The organism is Pseudochrobactrum saccharolyticum, from assembly GCF_008801715.1.
GTDB classification, from domain to species: domain Bacteria; phylum Pseudomonadota; class Alphaproteobacteria; order Rhizobiales; family Rhizobiaceae; genus Pseudochrobactrum; species Pseudochrobactrum saccharolyticum.
The window spans coordinates 730,749-748,633 of record NZ_VZPG01000002.1 but is presented as its reverse complement, the minus strand read 5'-3'; the positions used below and the strand labels follow the sequence as shown (position 1 = coordinate 748,633).

General features: G+C 50.3%; 17 protein-coding genes and 1 tRNA gene. 17 read left to right on the top strand and 1 reads right to left on the bottom strand.

Annotated features, from left to right (window positions below):
• Positions 1-105 precede the first annotated feature (105 nt).
• From F7P81_RS10045 to F7P81_RS17200, 17 genes are all read left to right on the top strand, one after another.
• A tRNA-Gln gene (locus tag F7P81_RS10045) sits at positions 106-179 on the top strand.
• Between the two features lie 141 nt (positions 180-320).
• A complete protein-coding gene (locus F7P81_RS10040; protein WP_151159347.1) occupies positions 321-713 on the top strand; it encodes a hypothetical protein in 393 nt (130 codons plus the stop codon).
• 659 nt (positions 714-1,372) lie between these two features.
• Positions 1,373-1,864 carry a terminase small subunit-like protein gene (locus F7P81_RS10035; protein WP_151159346.1) on the top strand — a complete coding sequence of 164 codons (492 nt, stop codon included), beginning with the start codon at positions 1,373-1,375 and terminating at the stop codon, positions 1,862-1,864.
• Complete coding sequence (locus F7P81_RS10030) at positions 1,827-3,134, top strand: PBSX family phage terminase large subunit (RefSeq protein WP_170265236.1); 1,308 nt, start codon at positions 1,827-1,829, stop codon at positions 3,132-3,134. Before F7P81_RS10035 ends, F7P81_RS10030 begins: the two co-directional genes overlap by 38 nt.
• Positions 3,131-3,631 carry a hypothetical protein gene (locus tag F7P81_RS10025; RefSeq protein WP_151159344.1) on the top strand — a complete coding sequence of 167 codons (501 nt, stop codon included), beginning with the start codon at positions 3,131-3,133 and terminating at the stop codon, positions 3,629-3,631. The genes F7P81_RS10030 and F7P81_RS10025 overlap by 4 nt, the downstream gene beginning before the upstream one ends.
• Positions 3,621-3,824 carry a hypothetical protein gene (locus tag F7P81_RS10020; protein WP_022710425.1) on the top strand — a complete coding sequence of 68 codons (204 nt, stop codon included), beginning with the start codon at positions 3,621-3,623 and terminating at the stop codon, positions 3,822-3,824. The genes F7P81_RS10025 and F7P81_RS10020 overlap by 11 nt, the downstream gene beginning before the upstream one ends.
• Before the next feature lies 1 nt (position 3,825).
• Positions 3,826-5,541: a portal protein gene (locus F7P81_RS10015; RefSeq protein ID WP_151159343.1), complete on the top strand. Its 1,716-nt coding sequence runs from the start codon at positions 3,826-3,828 to the stop codon at positions 5,539-5,541.
• The gene (locus F7P81_RS10010; RefSeq protein WP_116088206.1) at positions 5,538-5,846 is read left to right on the top strand and encodes a Bbp19 family protein; all 309 of its coding nucleotides are present in this window, start codon (positions 5,538-5,540) and stop codon (positions 5,844-5,846) included. Before F7P81_RS10015 ends, F7P81_RS10010 begins: the two co-directional genes overlap by 4 nt.
• Positions 5,847-5,861: 15 nt before the next feature.
• Positions 5,862-6,716, top strand: coding sequence for a scaffold protein (locus tag F7P81_RS10005; RefSeq protein ID WP_022710428.1), 855 nt, complete (start codon positions 5,862-5,864; stop codon positions 6,714-6,716).
• A 32-nt stretch (positions 6,717-6,748) separates the two neighbouring features.
• A complete protein-coding gene (locus F7P81_RS10000) occupies positions 6,749-7,768 on the top strand; it encodes a major capsid protein (RefSeq protein WP_151159342.1) in 1,020 nt (339 codons plus the stop codon).
• A gap of 45 nt (positions 7,769-7,813) precedes the next feature.
• Positions 7,814-8,014 (top strand): hypothetical protein, encoded by a 201-nt coding sequence (locus tag F7P81_RS09995; RefSeq protein WP_151159341.1) that lies wholly within the window; start codon positions 7,814-7,816, stop codon positions 8,012-8,014.
• A 4-nt stretch (positions 8,015-8,018) separates the two neighbouring features.
• Positions 8,019-8,141 (top strand): hypothetical protein, encoded by a 123-nt coding sequence (locus F7P81_RS17220; protein WP_281348906.1) that lies wholly within the window; start codon positions 8,019-8,021, stop codon positions 8,139-8,141.
• Positions 8,138-8,713, top strand: coding sequence for a phage connector family protein (locus tag F7P81_RS09990; RefSeq protein ID WP_151159340.1), 576 nt, complete (start codon positions 8,138-8,140; stop codon positions 8,711-8,713). The genes F7P81_RS17220 and F7P81_RS09990 overlap by 4 nt, the downstream gene beginning before the upstream one ends.
• Entirely contained in the window at positions 8,713-11,103 is a 2,391-nt protein-coding gene (locus tag F7P81_RS09985; protein ID WP_151159339.1) for a phage tail protein, read from the top strand. The genes F7P81_RS09990 and F7P81_RS09985 overlap by 1 nt, the downstream gene beginning before the upstream one ends.
• Before the next feature lie 47 nt (positions 11,104-11,150).
• Positions 11,151-11,624 carry a hypothetical protein gene (locus F7P81_RS09980; protein WP_151159338.1) on the top strand — a complete coding sequence of 158 codons (474 nt, stop codon included), beginning with the start codon at positions 11,151-11,153 and terminating at the stop codon, positions 11,622-11,624.
• Entirely contained in the window at positions 11,624-14,428 is a 2,805-nt protein-coding gene (locus tag F7P81_RS09975; RefSeq protein ID WP_151159337.1) for a lytic transglycosylase domain-containing protein, read from the top strand. The genes F7P81_RS09980 and F7P81_RS09975 overlap by 1 nt, the downstream gene beginning before the upstream one ends.
• Positions 14,428-17,529, top strand: coding sequence for a hypothetical protein (locus tag F7P81_RS17200; RefSeq protein WP_246176086.1), 3,102 nt, complete (start codon positions 14,428-14,430; stop codon positions 17,527-17,529). The genes F7P81_RS09975 and F7P81_RS17200 overlap by 1 nt, the downstream gene beginning before the upstream one ends.
• Here F7P81_RS17200 and F7P81_RS09965 read toward each other — a convergent pair.
• The gene (locus F7P81_RS09965; RefSeq protein ID WP_151159336.1) at positions 17,526-17,828 is read right to left on the bottom strand and encodes a hypothetical protein; all 303 of its coding nucleotides are present in this window, start codon (positions 17,826-17,828) and stop codon (positions 17,526-17,528) included. The two genes, F7P81_RS17200 and F7P81_RS09965, sit on opposite strands and share 4 nt — an antisense overlap.
• Positions 17,829-17,885: the final 57 nt, after the last annotated feature.

The window sequence follows — 17,885 nt, the reverse complement described above, 5'->3', positions numbered from 1 at the left end:
GGCTGTGTGAATTGCTGTGAGTGATTAATGAGGCCGTACGGCGCTTAAAATAGGAATAGGGGGATTTCTATATTTGTTCTTTTCTTTGGTGAGACGATCTTATTTTCCGCCTTCGCCTAAAGGTAGGGCAGCGCACTTTGAATGCACCGGTCGTGGTTCGATCACATGAGGCGGAACCAGTTCAACTCTGTCAACAACGACGGTTTTTGTTATTCAATATAATGCTATAAAATTACACAATAATTTATTGAAAACATAAGTTTAGCAGATCGTATTGACGCCGTTAAAATGAGTGTTAATGATTATCACGCTCGTTTTTTATGAGCTATGACAGCATTAAACGAACCCTGACAGTTTACCCCCTGTCGGGGTTTTTTATTGCCCAAAACCTGAAAGGAAAACACATGAAGCTTATGCGAAGTATGTTCTTCGGCTGCATTGCTATGCTTGCTGCCGCCTTCTGCCTAAGTACACCAGCCGCTGCACTTGATGTCAGTCCAGCCGTGTATGCTGTGAAGCTCACCATTGCTGACTATGATGTGCCGGACGTTTTCAAGGCAAATCCGATCACTGTAGGCATCACATCGCTGCCTGACCGAAGTACCAACTCCCATGCGGTTGAGTACAATATCCAGAACCAGCCACACTCGGCCTTCCGGCTTGCCGTCGATGCTCACAAACATATCGACCCGCACATCGCGGTAAAGCGTTGAGCTTTTGATTTGCCGGTTTCACCCCGCCGTTCCTCGCGGTTCGGCGCGGGTGCTCATTTCTATCTTCTCAGAAGAGGGGATTGATGTGAGTTTAGATCATATTGCCAGAGCTTGATTTTAAAGGCTGGATGCAACTGTTGCTGCGCCTGCTGCTACAGCTCCGATTACAGCGACTGTACCAACTGTTTTAGCTGTTGTGGTTGTTGTTGTAGCTGCTGTGTCGGTGACCTTGTTGACCGTTCCACATGCACTGAGGGCTGCGACGATAGACAAGAGGAATATAGGTTTCATTTGCTGTTGATTCTCATACGGTTAATACAGCTTACAGCAACTGAACTGTTTTATTCATCGTTACAACAACGAAAACAGCCCATATGAATAATTAGCAAATTCTAACGATAGTTATAAAATTAAAATGATAAGTATTACACTCTATAATACGTATTCTGGCGCTTTAGCGGCAGGGGCATTTTCACGAAGACTATTTTGCTCTGTATCGCATGGATTGCCGCTGCAGCAAGGGGTAAATGATGGCAGTTAAATACACGCGGAACAATCGTGACGTCGAAATCGGATTTTCAGGTTGGCATGCCACGCTGATAATCTGTGTTGTGTTCATTCTCGGTATTGCTTTTGGTTGGAGCCTATAAGGTGAACGCATGAGCATCCCACCGGATCGCGTTAAACAGATAGCGGATAAGGCAGAGGCAAGAGCAGGGCAGCAACCAAAGATTGGGCGCCCTTCTGATTATACAGAGGCAATGGCAAGTCATATATGCGCTGAGATGTCAGCGGGGCGTTCTTTGCGCTCAATCTGTGAAGATACCGGCATGCCTGATCGGGTTACTGTGTTCCGATGGCTTGCTCGTCATGAAGAGTTTCGCAACCAATACGCGCGAGCACAAGAAGACCGTGCCTCTGCAATGGCTGAAGATATCCTTGATATCGCTGATGATGAAGAATGCTCAGACGTTCAGAAAGCCAAACTCCGTATCGATACACGCAAATGGCTTATGTCAAAAATGGCGCCTAAAAAATACGGTGACAAGGTAATGAATGAGCATTCTGGCCCCGGTGGTGGGCCAATTCCTGTAAGACGTTTTGAGGTTGAATTTGTCGAGCAATCTAAACCATCGGATACGGATACCTGAGGTATTCAAGCCGCTCTTTCGTTCCGGCGCTCGCTACTATGGCGCATGGGGTGGTCGCGGCTCAGGTAAATCCCATGCATTCGCAACCCGTCTTGTGCTTGAGTGTGCGAACCAGCAAATCCGTGCTGTGTGTCTTCGTGAAGTGCAGAACTCAATCAAGGATTCCGTTAAGCAGCTGATTGAGGATAAGATTGCTGAATATGGCCTTCTTGATGACTTCGATATCACTGATCAGGAAATACGCGGGCCAAATGATAGTCTGATAATTTTCCGTGGCCTAAAGAGCCATAATGCTGCATCCATCAAATCGCTGGAAGGCTTCAATCGTGCGTGGGTAGAAGAAGCACAGACGGTTTCCCAAAAATCGCTTGATCTGCTCATTCCTACTCTTCGCGCGGCCGGTTCGGAATTGTGGTTCTCGTGGAACCCTGACCAGCCGACAGATCCGATTGATAAACTGTTGCGCAACTCAGCGAATGACAATGCTGTTGTTGTTCGCGCAAATTACTCAGATAATCCGTTTTTCCCGCCCGCTCTCCGCGAGGATATGGAGCGCGATAAACGTGCTGATCCTGCAAAATATGCTCATGTCTGGCTTGGCGAGTACCAGACGCTTGCCGATATGCAGTTTATCTCATGGGATGATGTGAACGCGGCGCAGCAACGACAGTTTCGACGCGGTGCAAAGCCCGTTCTGTTTGGCATCGATGTTGCGCGATTTGGTGATGACCGTTCAGTGCTGGCAATCCGTGAAGGCGATGTTCTCACAGACCTAATGAAATGGGAACGATTGGATACGCAGCAACTATCCGGCTATATCGTTGAAGTTGCCCGCAGCAGAAGCCCGCAGGCGATATTCGTTGATGGCGTCGGCGTTGGTGGCGGTGTTGTTGACCGATTGCGTGTTCTCGGCCTCAATGTGATTGAGGTGAATGGCGGCGCGAAAGCGGGGCAAGACAACCGCTATTTCAACAAACGCGCTGAGATGTGGGGGCGCATGCGGGAATGGCTACGGGAGCGCGGTGTTCTGCATGGCTCTGATATTGATCTCGCCGCTGAATTAACGGGGCCACAATACAAGTTTGATCCATCCAACCGCATTATGCTGGAAAAGAAGGATGATATGAAGAAGCGCGGTCTACGTTCTCCTGATCTGGCTGACGCATTGTCACTCACATTCGCGGAGCCTGTGGCAGCACCACATCAAAATGTGGGCTATTATGAGCCTCAGTTCGTAGCCGCTGACGAAAACATACTGGATAACTGGTGAGCGTTGAAATCAGAGCTGGAACGCTGCGAGACATTTGTTTCGTGGCGGCGAACCTGCGTGAGCAAGACAGACGCGAGATATTCGCTACTGCAATATTGGAAAGCGGTACGCAGGCAGGCGCAACGTCTTATCTCTCATCGCCTAACTGGTGCTGGACTGCTTGGATTGATGGGCAGCCGGTCGCTGCCTTTGGTGTATCCATTGGCAATTACATATACCAGCCGCATCTGCGATATGCGTGGGCTTACGGCACAGAAAAGTTCAAGCGGGCAACGCCTGCAATCACACGATTTTGCTTAAATGAATGGCCTGAGCAGTTAATCGCTGAGGGCGTAACGCGCGTTGAGATCAGATCATTAGCTGATCATGACTTCGCGCATAAATGGTTATCCAGCATCAGAGCGCGAAAAGAAGCTGACATGCTAAATTATGGCGTGAACGGTGAGGCTTTCGAGCTTTGGGCGTGGTTGAAAGAGGACTGGCAAGATGTGCTTTAAACCTGATACCCCGAAAATCCCTGATGCACCGGCAGTGCCTGACGCGGATGCAGAGGCAGCAAAGTCTCGTCGTGCCAATGAAATGGCCGCTGCAGAGCAACAGCAGGGACGTGCAGCAACAATCATTACCACGCCGCTCGGTGCGCAGGATTATGGCAAGAACCTGAAGCGCACAACAATCGGCGGTATGTAATATGGGTATTGCTGACGACATCATGCGTATGCAGCAGCAAATGGCTGTTGAGCGCTATTATTGGGAAGCCACATGGCGCGATGTTGTCACTCTGTGCATGCCTTATGCCTCCCATAAATACGAATTGAACGGGATGAACATTGCTTCATCGCTGACCGGTACAGCGCAGCAACCGCAAGCAGCTCAGCGCAGCAAAGAAATATTCGATGCAACCGCTGCATGGTCTCTCGACCGGTTGAATGCTGGAATGGAAAGCCTGATTGCACCGCGTGCCCAGAAATGGCACGCGTTCTCGCTTGATGATCCGTTTTCACCAGATCCGACTGATCTTGAAGAGGAATGGCTTGACCGGCTGCGGGATTACCATTTCACAGCGCGGTATGATGCGAAGAGCAATTTCGCGCTGGCTAATCAGAAGGCAATTCGCGGGGCGTGCGGACTTGGCACAGGTATTCTGTATCTGGAAGAGAATATCGGCCGCCGTGGCATTGATCCGGTCAAAGTACCGTTTTTCTACCGCTCTATACCGGTGGTTGAAACATATCTGGGCATTGATGCTTACGACGATGTTGATAAGTGTATCCGCGTCTTTGAACTGACAGCGCGGGCTGCTGAGGGCTATTTCTCACAAGAAGGCGACAGCCTGCCGGAAAAGGTGAAATCCGCTCTCACCAACAAACCAGACCAGCCATTCACGTTCATTCATTGTGTTATGCCGCGTGAGGAAGCAGGAGAGCATAAAGACAAGCGTCGTCATCAGCCATATGCCTCATTCTGGTTAGAGGTTGAAAGCCGTCATCTGATCCGGTCGAGCGGCTTCTTCACATTCCCGTATCAGGTGATGTGGTGGGATCAGACGGACGGTTCGCCTTATGGCCAGTCTCCTGTCATGGCTGCGCTCTCTGAAATCAAAATGCTGCAGGTGATGGGCAAGACTGTTGCTCAAGTCTCGCAGCAGATGATTAAACCGCCGATGGCAACTATGCGGGGTATTTATAATCAGCGTCTCAATCTGAATGCTGGGGCAGTTAATGCCGGTATGCTGGATGAACAGGGGCGCTTGCTGGCACAGCCAATTATTCAGGCGCAAAACCCGACATTTGCCGAGCGATTGATCGAAGCCAAACGCCTGTCCGTCCGTGAGAGCATGTACATTAACCTTTTCCAGACAATGGTTGATAACCCTCAGATGACAGCGACAGAGGCATTGCTTCGTGCGAATGAGAAGGGTGAATTGCTCGGCCCTGCTGGTGCAAAGATCGAAACAGGTATTGCTGGTGCGATTGATCGTGAGGTTGATATTGTTCAGCGCAAGGGCGCGTTTGAACAAGGCTCACCACTTGAGCCGCCTTCATCTGTTGGTGGCAAGAATGTGGGTGTGAAATTCACTGGCCCTCTAGCTCGTATGCGTCGCATGGCAGAAATGCAGGGCATCGAACGTGTTTTGCAAATGGCAACTGTTGTCGGGGAATACGATCGTTCAACGCTCATGAAAATCGATGGTGACGAAACACTCGAACTGACCCGTGAAATCAACGGCGCACCACGTAAGATGTTTAAACATGATGAGGAAGTGGCTGAGCAGCGCCAAGCAATGGCACAGCAGCAGGAAAGCCAAGCAGCCCTTGCCATGATGCAGGGAGCTGCAACAGCTGCCAAGGATGCAACGCCAGCGATGCAGGCGATGGCGCAAGCTAAAGGGATGATGCCAGCATGACGTGGCGCAACGTTTCCAAAACCCGCCAAATACTTCCGGCACAAACAGAGCAGCAACTTCATGCCGCTTATCTTGAAGTGTTCGGAAAACACACTGAGGCAGCCCAAATTGTGTTGGCTGATCTGGCCGCGCAGACCGGTTTTTATATGGTTGAGCCGCCTGATGCCGATCTCTCACTTTACCAAGCCGGTTATAGCGCCGGACAGCGAGCCGCCTTCGGGCGGCTTTTTCATTTCCTGTCTCTCAGTGATGAACAATTGAGAGCTTTGGAAGAAGCCGCTCGCGCAGAAGCCGAGCACCTCTAAACAAGGATAATCATTATGGCAGACGAGAATGGGCAGGTGGAAACATCTACAACCGCTCCGAACGCAACCGTTGTTACTGATCAAGGGTCAAATGGTAACAGCGTTGACTGGGTGGCTGGCCTTCAATTTGAAGATAACCGCACTTTAGTCGAAGCGAAACAGTGGAAGACGGCAGATGATGCGATCCGTTCGTATCGTGAGCTGGAAACCCACGCAAGCAAGGCCTTGAAAGTGCCGGAGGCAGATGCCTCGGCTGATGATTGGAACGCGTTCTACGGCAAGTTGGGACGACCTGAAACGCCGGATAAGTACGAGCTTAAGCTCAACACTGAAGCTGTGCCGGAAGGTTTCCCTTATGACGAAAAGAGCGCGATTGAATTCCGTACATGGGCGCATGAGGCCGGTTTAACGCCTGCGCAAGCCCAGACATTGCATGACAAATTCGTTGGGATGCAAGCCGGAGGGTTTACTGCGGCACGCGATGCCATGGCAAAAGCCGAAGGCGATACCCACCGTGAAATCGTTATGCAGTGGGGCGATCCGGATACTGACGGCTACAAGCAGAACCTCGAATATACGAGCCGAGCTATTGGCCAGCTAGGTCTAAAGGATGAACTTACCCGCCTTGGAGCTTTGTCGGCCGATGGAGCTGTTCTCAGCCCGAAGATCGCCTTTGCACTCTCCAAAGTTGGCAAGGAAATGTACGGTGAGGACACAACCGTTCTCAATGCTGGTGGCACAATCAGCAATCCATTCTCAGCGGAGCATGAAAACCTGACGCAACAGGGGCAGCTCGTTCGTGACGACCCGTCAAAAGCCAGATCACTAATCCGTGCAGCAGGTGGTAACCCTGCTGATTACGGACTGTAAGTGACGGCAGCCATTCAGGAAAGGTTATAGCAATGGCTACTACCCGCATTTCGGACGTTATCGTCCCAGAAGTTTTCTATCCATACATGATCAAGCGCACAAAAGAGCGTGGCGCAATCTTCCAGTCCGGTATTCTTCGGAACGATGCCAATATGGCTAAATTCCTGATCGGTGGTGGCAAGACGTCGAACGTGCCTTTCTGGCGTGATCTGACCGATGTTGACAGTGATATTGGTTCTGATGATCCGACACAGCTCAGCGTTCCGGGCAAAATCGAAGCCGGTAAAGATGTGGCTGCTCGTCATGTCCGCACCAAGTCGTGGTCATCTATGCGCCTGTCTGGTGTATTGGCTGGTGACGACCCAATGAAGGCGATTGGCAATCTTGTCTCAGACTGGTGGGTCCGCAATCTGAATACGCTGTTGGTTGCCTCACTCCATGGTGTGTATCTGGACAATGTGGCCAACGACTCCGGCGATATGGTCAATAATATCGGGCTCACAACTGGTACACCTACAGACGCAAATCTGATTTCTGCTGAAGCTATTCTTGATACAAAGCAGACAATGGGCGATGCAGCTGAAGATTTGTCGACACTGATTATGCACTCGGCAATTTACACCCGCCTGCAGAAACAGAACCTCATCGACTTTATCCCTGATGCGCGCGGAGAGGTTCGCTTCCCGACATATCTCGGCTATCGTGTTGTTGTGTCTGATACTGCAAAGATCATCAACAACGGTGCCGGCAACCCAACAAGCTATGTGACGTATCTGCTGGGGAATGAAGCAATCTGCTTCAACGAACAGGCGATGAGCACAAGTCCGAATATCGAAATTGACCGTAAGCCAGAACAGGGTAACGGCGTTGGCGGGGATATTCTCTATACGCGCCGTCAGTTTGTTCTGCACCCTTATGGCATCAAATGGACTGATGCCAGTGTGGCGGGAGAGTTCCCGACAACCGCAGAAATGGCAACGGCTGCGAATTGGGATCGTGTTTATCCAGAGCGCAAGCAGATTCCGATCAGCTTCCTCGTCACCAACGGCTAATCGAACTGGAGGGCAATTGCCCTCCTTTTCTTTTTGGAGATTTCCATGAGCAAAGATATCGAGCCTCAGCGCGAAAAGACGTTGCACGAATTAAATTTGGAGCAGCGCGAGATCGACCGTTCTATTCGTGAAACGAATATCGAAGCGGCTAATGCAGCAGGCAAAGCCACTCTCGATGTTTTGAACAGACACAGACCAGACGGTAAGCGCATGCAGAAACCCGTCCGTTCACCTGTGACGGAATAGAGCAATGGCTGCATATAGCCCTCCGTTATCATGGTGGTATCTGAAAAAGCAGAAGCAGCGTCGTGACGCACAGCAGACACAGGCGCCACCGCCTCCTGAACCAGAGCCAGAAGGTGAGGAAGCATGACCCCCACTGATATCTGCAATCAGGCTCTCGACATTCTCAAAGAGGCTGAGATTACCAGTCTTGAGAATGATAATCGGCCAATTGTTCGCTGGATGAAGCGCAACTTTGATACATCACGAGATAGCTTGCTTTCTCGTTATGATTGGAATTTCGCACTTCAGCGTGTGGCACTGGCTGCGGATACGGTTGCACCTGCGTTCGGCTGGCGACATGCTTTCACAGTTCCTCACGACTGCCTGCGGGTGCTGCCGGTAACAGCTTGCGGGAAGTCAGAAGGTTCACCGATCCGCCATGAGGTTGAAGGCCTTCGGATACTCACCGATGCGCAAGGCCCGCTCAAGGTTCGGTATGTTCGACGTACCGAGGATTATGATCGGTATCCAACCGCATTCGTTGAGGCGCTGGCAGCTTACATCGCGATGAAATGCGGCCACTGGGTCACTGGGAAAGTGTCCTATGTGCAAGTAGCCCAAGGCCTCTACCGTGAAGCGATTGATGCAGCATGGCGCATAGATGCAATAGAAGGCACCAGTCCGCGTGCCGCTGATGATGATTGGGTGGCACAGCGCTAATGGCTTATTATTCACATACGGCTACATTTGATAAAGGCTGGACGACCCCACTTCTAGGGTCTCGCTCTGACGTTGATTTCTGGCTATCGTCACTGTCGTACTGTGTGAATTTTAATGTACTGACACATGGCGGGCTTCGTCGTCGGTCTGGTACAGTATTTATTGCAGAAGTAGCCGACAGCAACCAGTTAACGCGCTTACTGCCATTCCGTTTTTCAGAAGATCAGGCATATGTCCTTGCGTTAAACGGAAACGGGACGATGCGCTTCCTGTCTGAAAGAGCACAGTTATATTCTGGCGCTTCTCCGTACTCCATTTCGCACCCGTATTCCGCTTCGAACCTGCAGAGAGTGAGCTATGATCAGTTCAATGATGCTGCATATTTTGCGCACAAAGATGTAAGCCCGAAAAAACTGCTCCGCGCCGGTGATGTGAACTGGTCAATGGAGGATGTCGTTTTCAATGATGGCCCTTATATGGAGGCTGAAGATGTTTCAACGACTTTACGCCCAAACGGTACTGGTTCATTAAGTATTAGTGGATCATCCAGCAGTGGATCTGCGACAGGGGCTTTTTATCAAGTAGATTTAACATCAGCACAAACACTGGATAGTTATTGGGTGAAAGCGCCAGATAAAGAGCCAGGGCATAGTCCGAGCGGGTGGGATTTACTTGGGTGGGATGGCCTTGCATGGGTAGTGCTGGATACAGTTGAGGGTCAGGGCGGCTGGAGGAACAATCAGAGATACTACTTTCAAGTCAATAATAAGCGAGCGTTTACAAAGTATCGACTTAATTTCGTCGGCACTCAAAGTTCATTTGACGGTGATAACAGTGTTTGGTGGGGAGGTTTCGGCTTTCATCAATATGGAGGTGAGCAGTCACCCGTAACTATGACTGCCTCCTCAACTGCTGGAATTAATAATGGAGCCGGCTTCCAACCATCAGATATTGGTCGATCTATCAGAATAATGGGGCCATCATCCAAATGGATGTGGGCGAAAATTGCATCATATTTCTCAGCTACTCAGGTTAGTGTGCGGTTATACGGTCATGCTTTGTTAAATACTTCACCGATATCGATGTGGCGTATGGGCGCTTTTTCACAAGAGTCCGGTTGGCCTGCCACAGTTCGACTGTTCAATGAGCGATTGATGTGGTCTAGGACGAATAGCCAGCCGGTAACTGTCTTTGGCTCTAAGCAAGGTCAATTTGAGGATTACGGGATCAGCGATCCCAATGTAGAAACAGACGGCCTTTCAATTACATTGCTCTCATCAAATCAGAATGAAATCCTATGGTTGGCCGACGACGAGGATTTGGTAACAGGCTCAGCAGGTCAAATTCGAACCGTTGGCCCTGCTGATCTGAATAAAACATTCTCGGCAGTGAATATATCTCAACGCAAAGGCCCCACGAGCGGCGCTGCGGCTCTCAAACCTCTGTCGATTGGTGGCGTTACAATTTATGCCGGTATAGGTGCGACGAAGATTCGTGAACTCGTTTTGGGTGACCAAAACCGTTATGTCGCACCGGAATTATCTCTGCTTGGGGAGCATCTGTTTAAAAGCGGGATAATCGATTGGGGATATTGTGAGCGCCCTGATCCGCAAATTTACTGTGCGATGGCAGACGGCTCTCTCGTTTCCGTCACTTATGACAGGGAGCAGAAAGTTGTCGGTTTTGCAAAACATGAAATCTCTGGCGGCGCCGTTGAAAGCTTAGCAATTATTCCGGGGGAGGAAGAGGGCTTTGACGATGTTTATCTCTGCGTCCGCCGGTCAATCAATGGGCAACTAAAGCGTTATATCGAAGTTCTTGAACGACCGTTTGATGGCGATATTGATACTGTCGAAAATGCATTTCATGTCGATTGCGGGGCCAAGTATAACGGCTCTGAGATCAGTACGATTTCCGGTCTGGGACACCTTGAGGGTGAAGCAGTTGTGGCTCTGGCTGATGGCAGCGTGGTCAACGACTTGCAGGTTGTAGGCGGGAGCGTAACGCTTCCTTTTCCCGCTGCGAAAATTAGCATTGGCCTTAAATATCAGAGTCGAGCGATCACACAGCCTATAGCAGGACCTCAACAAGATGGCACGTTATTCGGACGTAACCGCACCATTATTGCGGCAAGCATTGATGTTTTGAACTCAGGCGCGGCAAAAGTCAGAGCTGCTGGCGGTGAGAATTGGCAGCCGAGTTTACATGAGCAGCTGCTGAAAACAGGTGATAGCCTTTTCGGAAGCGCGAGTGAACTCCGCACGGGCTTTGTGCCTTGCGACTTATCCGGATCATGGATGGAGGGTGGGGGCAAACTTATCTTTGAAACAGATGAGCCGCTGCCTTTGCTCGTCCGATCTTTGGTCTTGCAATTGGAGAGTACCCCTTAATGTGCTTCGACCCACTCTCAATGACGCTCATAGGTGCAGGTGTCTCCATGGCGGGACAGGTAGCCGGAGCCAGCGCGCAATCTGCCTCATATAAATCACAAGCAGCATATGCTGACCGTCAGGCGCAAATGGCAGCGGAGAAGGGGAACTATGATGCGAACCTTCAAAGCCGCTCCAGTGACCGGCAACTCGCATCTATGCGGGGGCAATATCTATCAAACGGTATCGCGCTTTCCGGCTCCGCGATAGATGTGCTGCAGGACAGCGCAACTGAGGCAAGCCTAGATGAGCAGGCTATTCGCTACGGCGCTCAGGTACAAAGCGACAATTACCGGTTCCAATCAGGTCTCGCTCGGTCAAATGCAAAGAGCGCGATGACAGGCGGGTATATGGGGGCATTAGCGACCGGTGTGAATGCTTTCACAGGAGTAAGCCAGACGAACCAGCAGCGCACAATGATTTCAAATCCTTATACTCAATATCAACGTGCTCGTAGTGGCGCGATCCAAGGTATGTTTTAATGGTTCAAATCCGTCCGATTGAAGCTGGCCGTACCATTGATATTGGCGGCGTTCCTGACACACGCGTAGATAACAGCATTGGTCAGGGCTTGGCGCAGGTTGGTAACGCAATCAGCAATCATGCAGACATGCAGAACCAGATGGCATTACGTCGTCAGCAGATGGAGGAGCAGGTTGATGATTTTGCTACCAATCAAGCTTTTCAGCGCTGGCAGGATGATAATGCATTAGATTTCGCCAAGCAGCAGGAAGGCATGGCCCCTTCAGGTAAAGGGTTCACCGATAATGTGTCAGGCATCTATACCAAGCGGTCAGAGGAATTTTTGAAATCTGTACCGGATAGCCTCAAACCCAAATTTGCTGAGCTGGTTTCCACTGCACGAAACCAATGGATCGACAAAGGAGCGGCGGCAGAAATCGATCAGCGAAATAACTGGTATCGCACAAGCATTACAGAACGCCAGCAGACACTGCAAAATCAAGTATTTAACGATCCGACCATGTTTGACGCGGCAAAGCAGGATGCTCACCGTACTATTGATGCTTCTGGCCTGTCACCAACTGAAAAAGAAAAGCTCAAAAAACAGGCTGACGAAATGTTTTCGCTGACCATTGGTGAGCGGGAAGTGCGTGAAGCTCAAGCAAATCCTGCTTCAATTACTGGTGCGGCTGATCGACTTGGGGTGCCTGCAGTAGGTAGTGATGCGATTGGTGTTGTGGTCGGGAAAATCATCGGCGTTGAAAGCGGCGGTAATGCCAAGGCAAAGAACCCGAACTCATCAGCAGCCGGTTTGGGGCAGTTCATTGATAGCACATGGCTCAATATGGTGCGTAAATACCGCCCAGATATTGCCGGCGGAAAATCTAATGCGGAACTCATTGCCCTAAAAACAAACCCGCAACTCTCCCGCGAGATGACAACAGCCTATACACGGGAAAACGCTCAATTTCTTGCAAACCAAGGCATTCAGCAAACCCCGGGGAATATTTACCTTGCCCATTTTCTGGGGCCACGCGGCGCTGCTCAAGTTCTTAAGGCTGATCCGAATGCTTCAATAGAAAGTATTGTTGGGCCAGCGGTTGTTCAGGCGAATGGTTTTCTCCGAGGTAAGTCTGCCGGTGATGTAGCCGCATGGTCAGCAGGCAAGATGGGAGGCAAAGCCTCTTCGGCGGGGCAGACACCTGCTGATCCGCGCTTTGCTAATTTGTCGCTGTCTCAACGTCTATCACTATATGATCAGATGAATGCCGCCGCACAGCGGGGGCAGACAGCTATCGATGCGCAGGCAACCGCCACCTACAATAGCGAGAAAGGTGCTTTGCAGCTTGGTATCCAGACGGGTGAAATTTCCAGTGATCAGCAAATCTTATCGAGCCGGATGAATGATAGCGATAAAGCTACGCTTCTGTCGGCTTTGCGATCCCGTCAGGGCGATCAGGTTATGACAGCTCAGGCGATGGCTGACTTCCAGAATGGTGTACTCAGCCTTGATCCGTACTCGTCGGATGGAAAGAAGAAGGTTGATGCAATTGGCGGGGTTATCAATCAGGCTGTTGCGCCCGAGAATAGACAGGCGGCACTGGAATCATTGGTAGTTCAGTCTGGTACAGTGCCGCAATCAACGATGAACCAACTCCGCGCTGGGGCAGAAAGTCAGGTTCCTGCTGAAGTCGAAGCCGCTTTACAAGCAGCCTCACGATTTTCGCAGATCAATCCGTCTGCACTTGGTCGCCGTGACGGCGGGAGTGCAGTTCAGAAGAAAGTTGATGACTTTGACTATTATGTAAATACGCTTAATCTGTCGCCGTCTGATGCGGCGCGACGCATCGCTGAGCAGAATGATCCGAATAAAATTCGTGAGCGTAAAGCATTAGAGCCAGCTGCCAAAGAGTTCAGGAAGCAGATCGAGAACACGGATATTGGAGCAATTTTCGATGATAGCTGGTTGCCTTTCAATGACCCGAAATTAGGTTTCAACGAGCAGCAAGCCGCGGGGATTGCGGCTGATTATCTAGCGATTGCAGAAGAGCAGTTTTACGCATCTGGCGGCAATCCGGAACTTGCAAAGAACCGCGCCGATGCTGAAATGAAGAGGTTGTACGGGACAACAGAAATCACTGGCACGAAGTCCGTGATGAAATACCCGCCGGAAAAGTTCTGGCCAGCAAAGCCAAATGACGGCGACCCATATGGATATGTGAAAGATCAGCTTATCAATGATTTGGCGCAGGCATTCCCAAATGACCAATTGCTCAATCCAACAAAGGGGAATGATGGCTATCGCGGATTAGTTGAAGGGCGCGAAGTTTTTATCCGGAATGAAGGCGGGCTGACGGAATATCGCACAATGACACGCGATAGCATTATGAGCCGCATTGTACTGGTTTCAACACCTGAGACTGGCTCTGAGATTAAATCCAATCAATTGCCCGGCTACACCGTTCTTTACAAGGATGAGCAAGGGAATTTGCAAACCCTTTATGGCAAGCAATGGCGACCAGACTTGTCTGTTGTGTCAGCTGCAGCACGAAAACAACAAGATAAGCGACTTGAAACAGCTACGCGAAATCAAGTCAGTGGCCTCGGAATGGCTGAGTATATGAACGGCGGCGATATCCCAATGGGTGCAAGTTCTGCATGGGATAGCCCGGAGGCACAACAAGTTTTACCTCAGCCAACAGTTCCTAATATTCCTGTGCCGACAAGCCAAACGCCGACTGTGAAATCCGGTCTGGATCAGCAGCGTACTCAACTATTCCAGAACGCCAAAGATAGCGGCTTACTGAATGCAGGTGGGAACTGATGCCTTTTTATGAACCTGCAGTTCGTGTGCAAAACCTGACAAATGTCGCGCCTGCTGATGTACCGCAAGACCCGACCATGAGCGAGACAATGGCAGCAGCCTTTCGTTCGGATAATATGGTCACATCTTATATCACTTCGCGAGGCATGTCAGACCCTTACGAAATCGAACAAGGTTTCAATGCCATCGATTATGTCAAGGATGATCCGGATTTTGCACCTTATGTGGAGCGCTTCTCAGGTGTGTTTAATCAGAGAGCGGCGGATGCGTTGAAAATCCAAATTCAACGCGAAGTCTCGGATCGCAGAACTCTGGATGCTGCTGGCATCCAAGGCACAATTGCTTCACTTGCTGCTGGCGTGTTTGACCTTCCAACGCTTTTGCCTATTGGCGGTGGTGTGCTTGGTGCAGCAAGGAGCGCGGCCGGAGCTGCGACAGGGGCAGCAATTGGTGCTGGTATTGATGCTACTGTGTCCGAAGCTGGTTTGCAGCTGACACAGCAGACACGCACTGGCGAAGAAAGCGTCTTTAATATTGGTGGTTCAGTTCTGCTGGGTGGAGCGCTTGGTACGCTGGCTGGGCGATATCTATCATCTGCTGAGCTATCTGGGCTTAGCCGTAAGATAGAACAGCAGAATAAAGCATTTGAAGAAGCTGACACGGCTGTGTTTGGTGGTGGCAGTGCACAATCAGCTGGTGCTGCGGCCGTTAATAAAGGCCCAACTGAAATTAAAGATGAAGCGCTGATAAAGAAGTTTTGGGGTGTACGCTCTCAAGACCCTCTTATCCGCTCGCAGCTTTCAGACTTTGATGAGGCGAGATCGACTGTACGGCAGCTGGCTGAAACCCCGCTGGAATACAAAGCCAATGCTGAAGGTGTTGCGACAGAAATCGGGGGGTCTGTAGAGACCCGTATGAAGATGTGGCAGGCGCCGCTGGCGGACACGCTGCAACAGATCGATACAGCATACGCCAAATATTTTCACAATGCACCAGATCCGACCGGATGGCAGCGCCGTCTTGCTCCTATGCGCTCTGAAATGCAGCGCATAACCGGTGGTGATAAAATGACATTCAAGCAATTTAAAGAGGAAGTGGGGCGGGCAGCGTTTAGCGGCGACGTGCATGCCGTTCCTGAAATTGCGGAAGCGGCAAAAATCTACCGGCAGACTGACGATGCAATGAAGCAAGCCGCAATTGAAGCCCGCTTGCTGCCCGATGATATTGCCACTGCAGGTGATGTATCGCACCTGTTTCGCATGTACAACAAAGATAAAATCGCGGCGTACCGAACTGATTTTGCACGTATCCTGAACGATTATTTTGTGTCGAAACGTGATGCTGCTGCGCGGATCAGTGATGCTGAGAATGTCGCGAGGCAAACTAGTGCAAAGGCTGATGCAGTAGCCAAGAAGGCGGAAGAATTCTCACGTCTCTCGGATGATGAGGTCGCCGATATCGTCGACCAAACTATAGATACAATTCTGGGGAATGCTGATGGTCGCATCCCATATGACAGCATTGTCTCGGGGCCACGTGGCCCATTGAAAGAGCGTCTTCTGCGTATTGAAAGCAAAAAGATACAGGAGTTCCTCAACACCGATATTGAAGAGGTGCTCCACGCTCAGGTGCGCACTATGTCTGCGGATATTGAGCTGACCAATAAGTTCGGTTCACCGGATATGGCAGAGCAAATCCGCAAGATCAACGATGAAGCCAATCGTAAGATTGCTGCTGTCGACGGTATGCTCGATAAAGAGGGGAAGGCAGCTACTCCCGAGGTGAAAGCCAAGGAACGAGCACGACTTGAGAAAGCACGTAAAAGCGCTGTGCGGGACATTGAGGGCATGCGCGACCGTATCCGTGGCCAGTATGCATTGCCATCAAATCCAGATGGTATTGTGCTTCGCGCCGGTCGCGTAGCACGTAACCTGAATTACTTGCGCTTGCTTGGCGGCATGACCCTTTCAGCCTTTCCAGATATGGCCGGTATCGTTTTCAAGCACGGTCTGACATCGACATTCCGCGATGGGTTTGTGCCGCTTGTATCCAACATAAAAGCTGTTCGCATGGCAGGCAAAGAGGTCAAGGCATCCGGTACAGCTCTCGATATGATCCTTGATAGCCGAGCGATGTCACTGGCTGAAATTGGCGATGACTTCGGCCGTGGCAGCAAGTTTGAACGTGCCGTTAAATCTGCCGGAACGCGATTTGGCGTGGTGTCACTTATGGCTCCTTGGAACGCCGCGATGAAACAGTTCAGTGGCATGATCGTTATGACCAATATGCTTCATGCAACCGAAGCTATTGCCAAAGGTACAGCAACAGCAAAGCAGATCAGGAAACTTGGCGCTGCTGGCATCAATACCGATCTTGCTGAGCGAATTCATAAACAATTCAAGAAGTATGGCGAAACTCAGGGCGGCGTGCTGCTGGCAAAAGCGGCAGATTGGGATGATCGTCTGGCACGAGAAGCTTTTCGAACGGCCGTAGTGCGAGATGTTGATCGCATCATCGTAACTCCCGGGCAAGATAAACCGCTCTGGATGAGTACAGAGCTTGGGAAGACAATTGGCCAGTTTAAAAGCTTCAACGTGTCTGCCATGCAGAAAATCACCCTATCGGCTATCCAGCAGCGTGATGCGGATACATTGGCAGGCATTGTGACAGCTCTCTCACTTGGTGCGATGACCTATATGGTCAAGCAAATGACAGCAGAACGAGAGCTATCAGATAATCCCATTGTCTGGGCAACCAACGCATTTGACTGGTCTGGTCTGAGCGGCTGGATGATGGATGTAAATAATATTGCTGAGAAGGCTAGCCGTGGCCGCATTGGGCTATCTGGCATCACCGGTGAACAAATGAGCCGCTATCAATCACGTAATGTGATTGGCGCATTCCTCGGCCCAACCCCTGACGCTGTATCAGACATATTCCAAGTGTCTGGCTCTATCTTCGCAGGAGATACCACTAAATCTGATTTGCATAAGATCAGAGGTCTGATGCCGTTTCAAAACCTGTTTTATATCCGCAGTTTGTTAAATCAGGTTGAGGACGCGACTGGCGATGCGATTGGTTTACAAGAAAAAAGTAATTAATAATCTACTAACTTTGCCCAGTTAAGAGCGAATAAGGCATTTTTGACATTGGGATTTCTAGGGTTAATTTTCCTTTTTCTAATCCACTTCATGGCAGTCCGCGGGTCAAGTTGGATCGTATATTCAAGTGGTAGTTGACTGGCTAAAACAAGCGCCATTTCTTGTGGGGTAGCCCCAAATTCTTTACCAGAAATCTGAGCCGATTGGCGTATCGTTTCGTTTATATGCTGAGGATTTACCCCTAGCATAGCTAAGGCGTGATTGAAGCGTAATACATAAGAAAGCTGACCAAACATCATCCCCCTCCGTTTCTGACATCTTGCTTAATTTGCCTAGAAATGTCGAGTAGGGGATGA

Bases quoted from the DNA above. Each gene is read 5' to 3' on its own strand.
- F7P81_RS09980 (WP_151159338.1), top strand. From the start codon at position 11,151: ATGGCGGGACAGGTAGCCGGAGCCAGCGCGCAATCTGCCTCATATAAA.
- F7P81_RS10035 (WP_151159346.1), top strand. From the start codon at position 1,373: ATGAGCATCCCACCGGATCGCGTTAAACAGATAGCGGATAAGGCAGAG.
- F7P81_RS09975 (WP_151159337.1), top strand. From the start codon at position 11,624: ATGGTTCAAATCCGTCCGATTGAAGCTGGCCGTACCATTGATATTGGC.
- F7P81_RS09965 (WP_151159336.1), bottom strand. From the start codon at position 17,828: ATGATGTTTGGTCAGCTTTCTTATGTATTACGCTTCAATCACGCCTTA.
- F7P81_RS17220 (WP_281348906.1), top strand. From the start codon at position 8,019: ATGGCTGCATATAGCCCTCCGTTATCATGGTGGTATCTGAAAAAGCAG.
- F7P81_RS10015 (WP_151159343.1), top strand. From the start codon at position 3,826: ATGGGTATTGCTGACGACATCATGCGTATGCAGCAGCAAATGGCTGTT.
- F7P81_RS09985 (WP_151159339.1), top strand. From the start codon at position 8,713: ATGGCTTATTATTCACATACGGCTACATTTGATAAAGGCTGGACGACC.
- F7P81_RS10020 (WP_022710425.1), top strand. From the start codon at position 3,621: ATGTGCTTTAAACCTGATACCCCGAAAATCCCTGATGCACCGGCAGTG.
- F7P81_RS17200 (WP_246176086.1), top strand. From the start codon at position 14,428: ATGCCTTTTTATGAACCTGCAGTTCGTGTGCAAAACCTGACAAATGTC.
- F7P81_RS09990 (WP_151159340.1), top strand. From the start codon at position 8,138: ATGACCCCCACTGATATCTGCAATCAGGCTCTCGACATTCTCAAAGAG.
- F7P81_RS10010 (WP_116088206.1), top strand. From the start codon at position 5,538: ATGACGTGGCGCAACGTTTCCAAAACCCGCCAAATACTTCCGGCACAA.
- F7P81_RS10000 (WP_151159342.1), top strand. From the start codon at position 6,749: ATGGCTACTACCCGCATTTCGGACGTTATCGTCCCAGAAGTTTTCTAT.
- F7P81_RS10005 (WP_022710428.1), top strand. From the start codon at position 5,862: ATGGCAGACGAGAATGGGCAGGTGGAAACATCTACAACCGCTCCGAAC.
- F7P81_RS10040 (WP_151159347.1), top strand. From the start codon at position 321: ATGAGCTATGACAGCATTAAACGAACCCTGACAGTTTACCCCCTGTCG.
- F7P81_RS09995 (WP_151159341.1), top strand. From the start codon at position 7,814: ATGAGCAAAGATATCGAGCCTCAGCGCGAAAAGACGTTGCACGAATTA.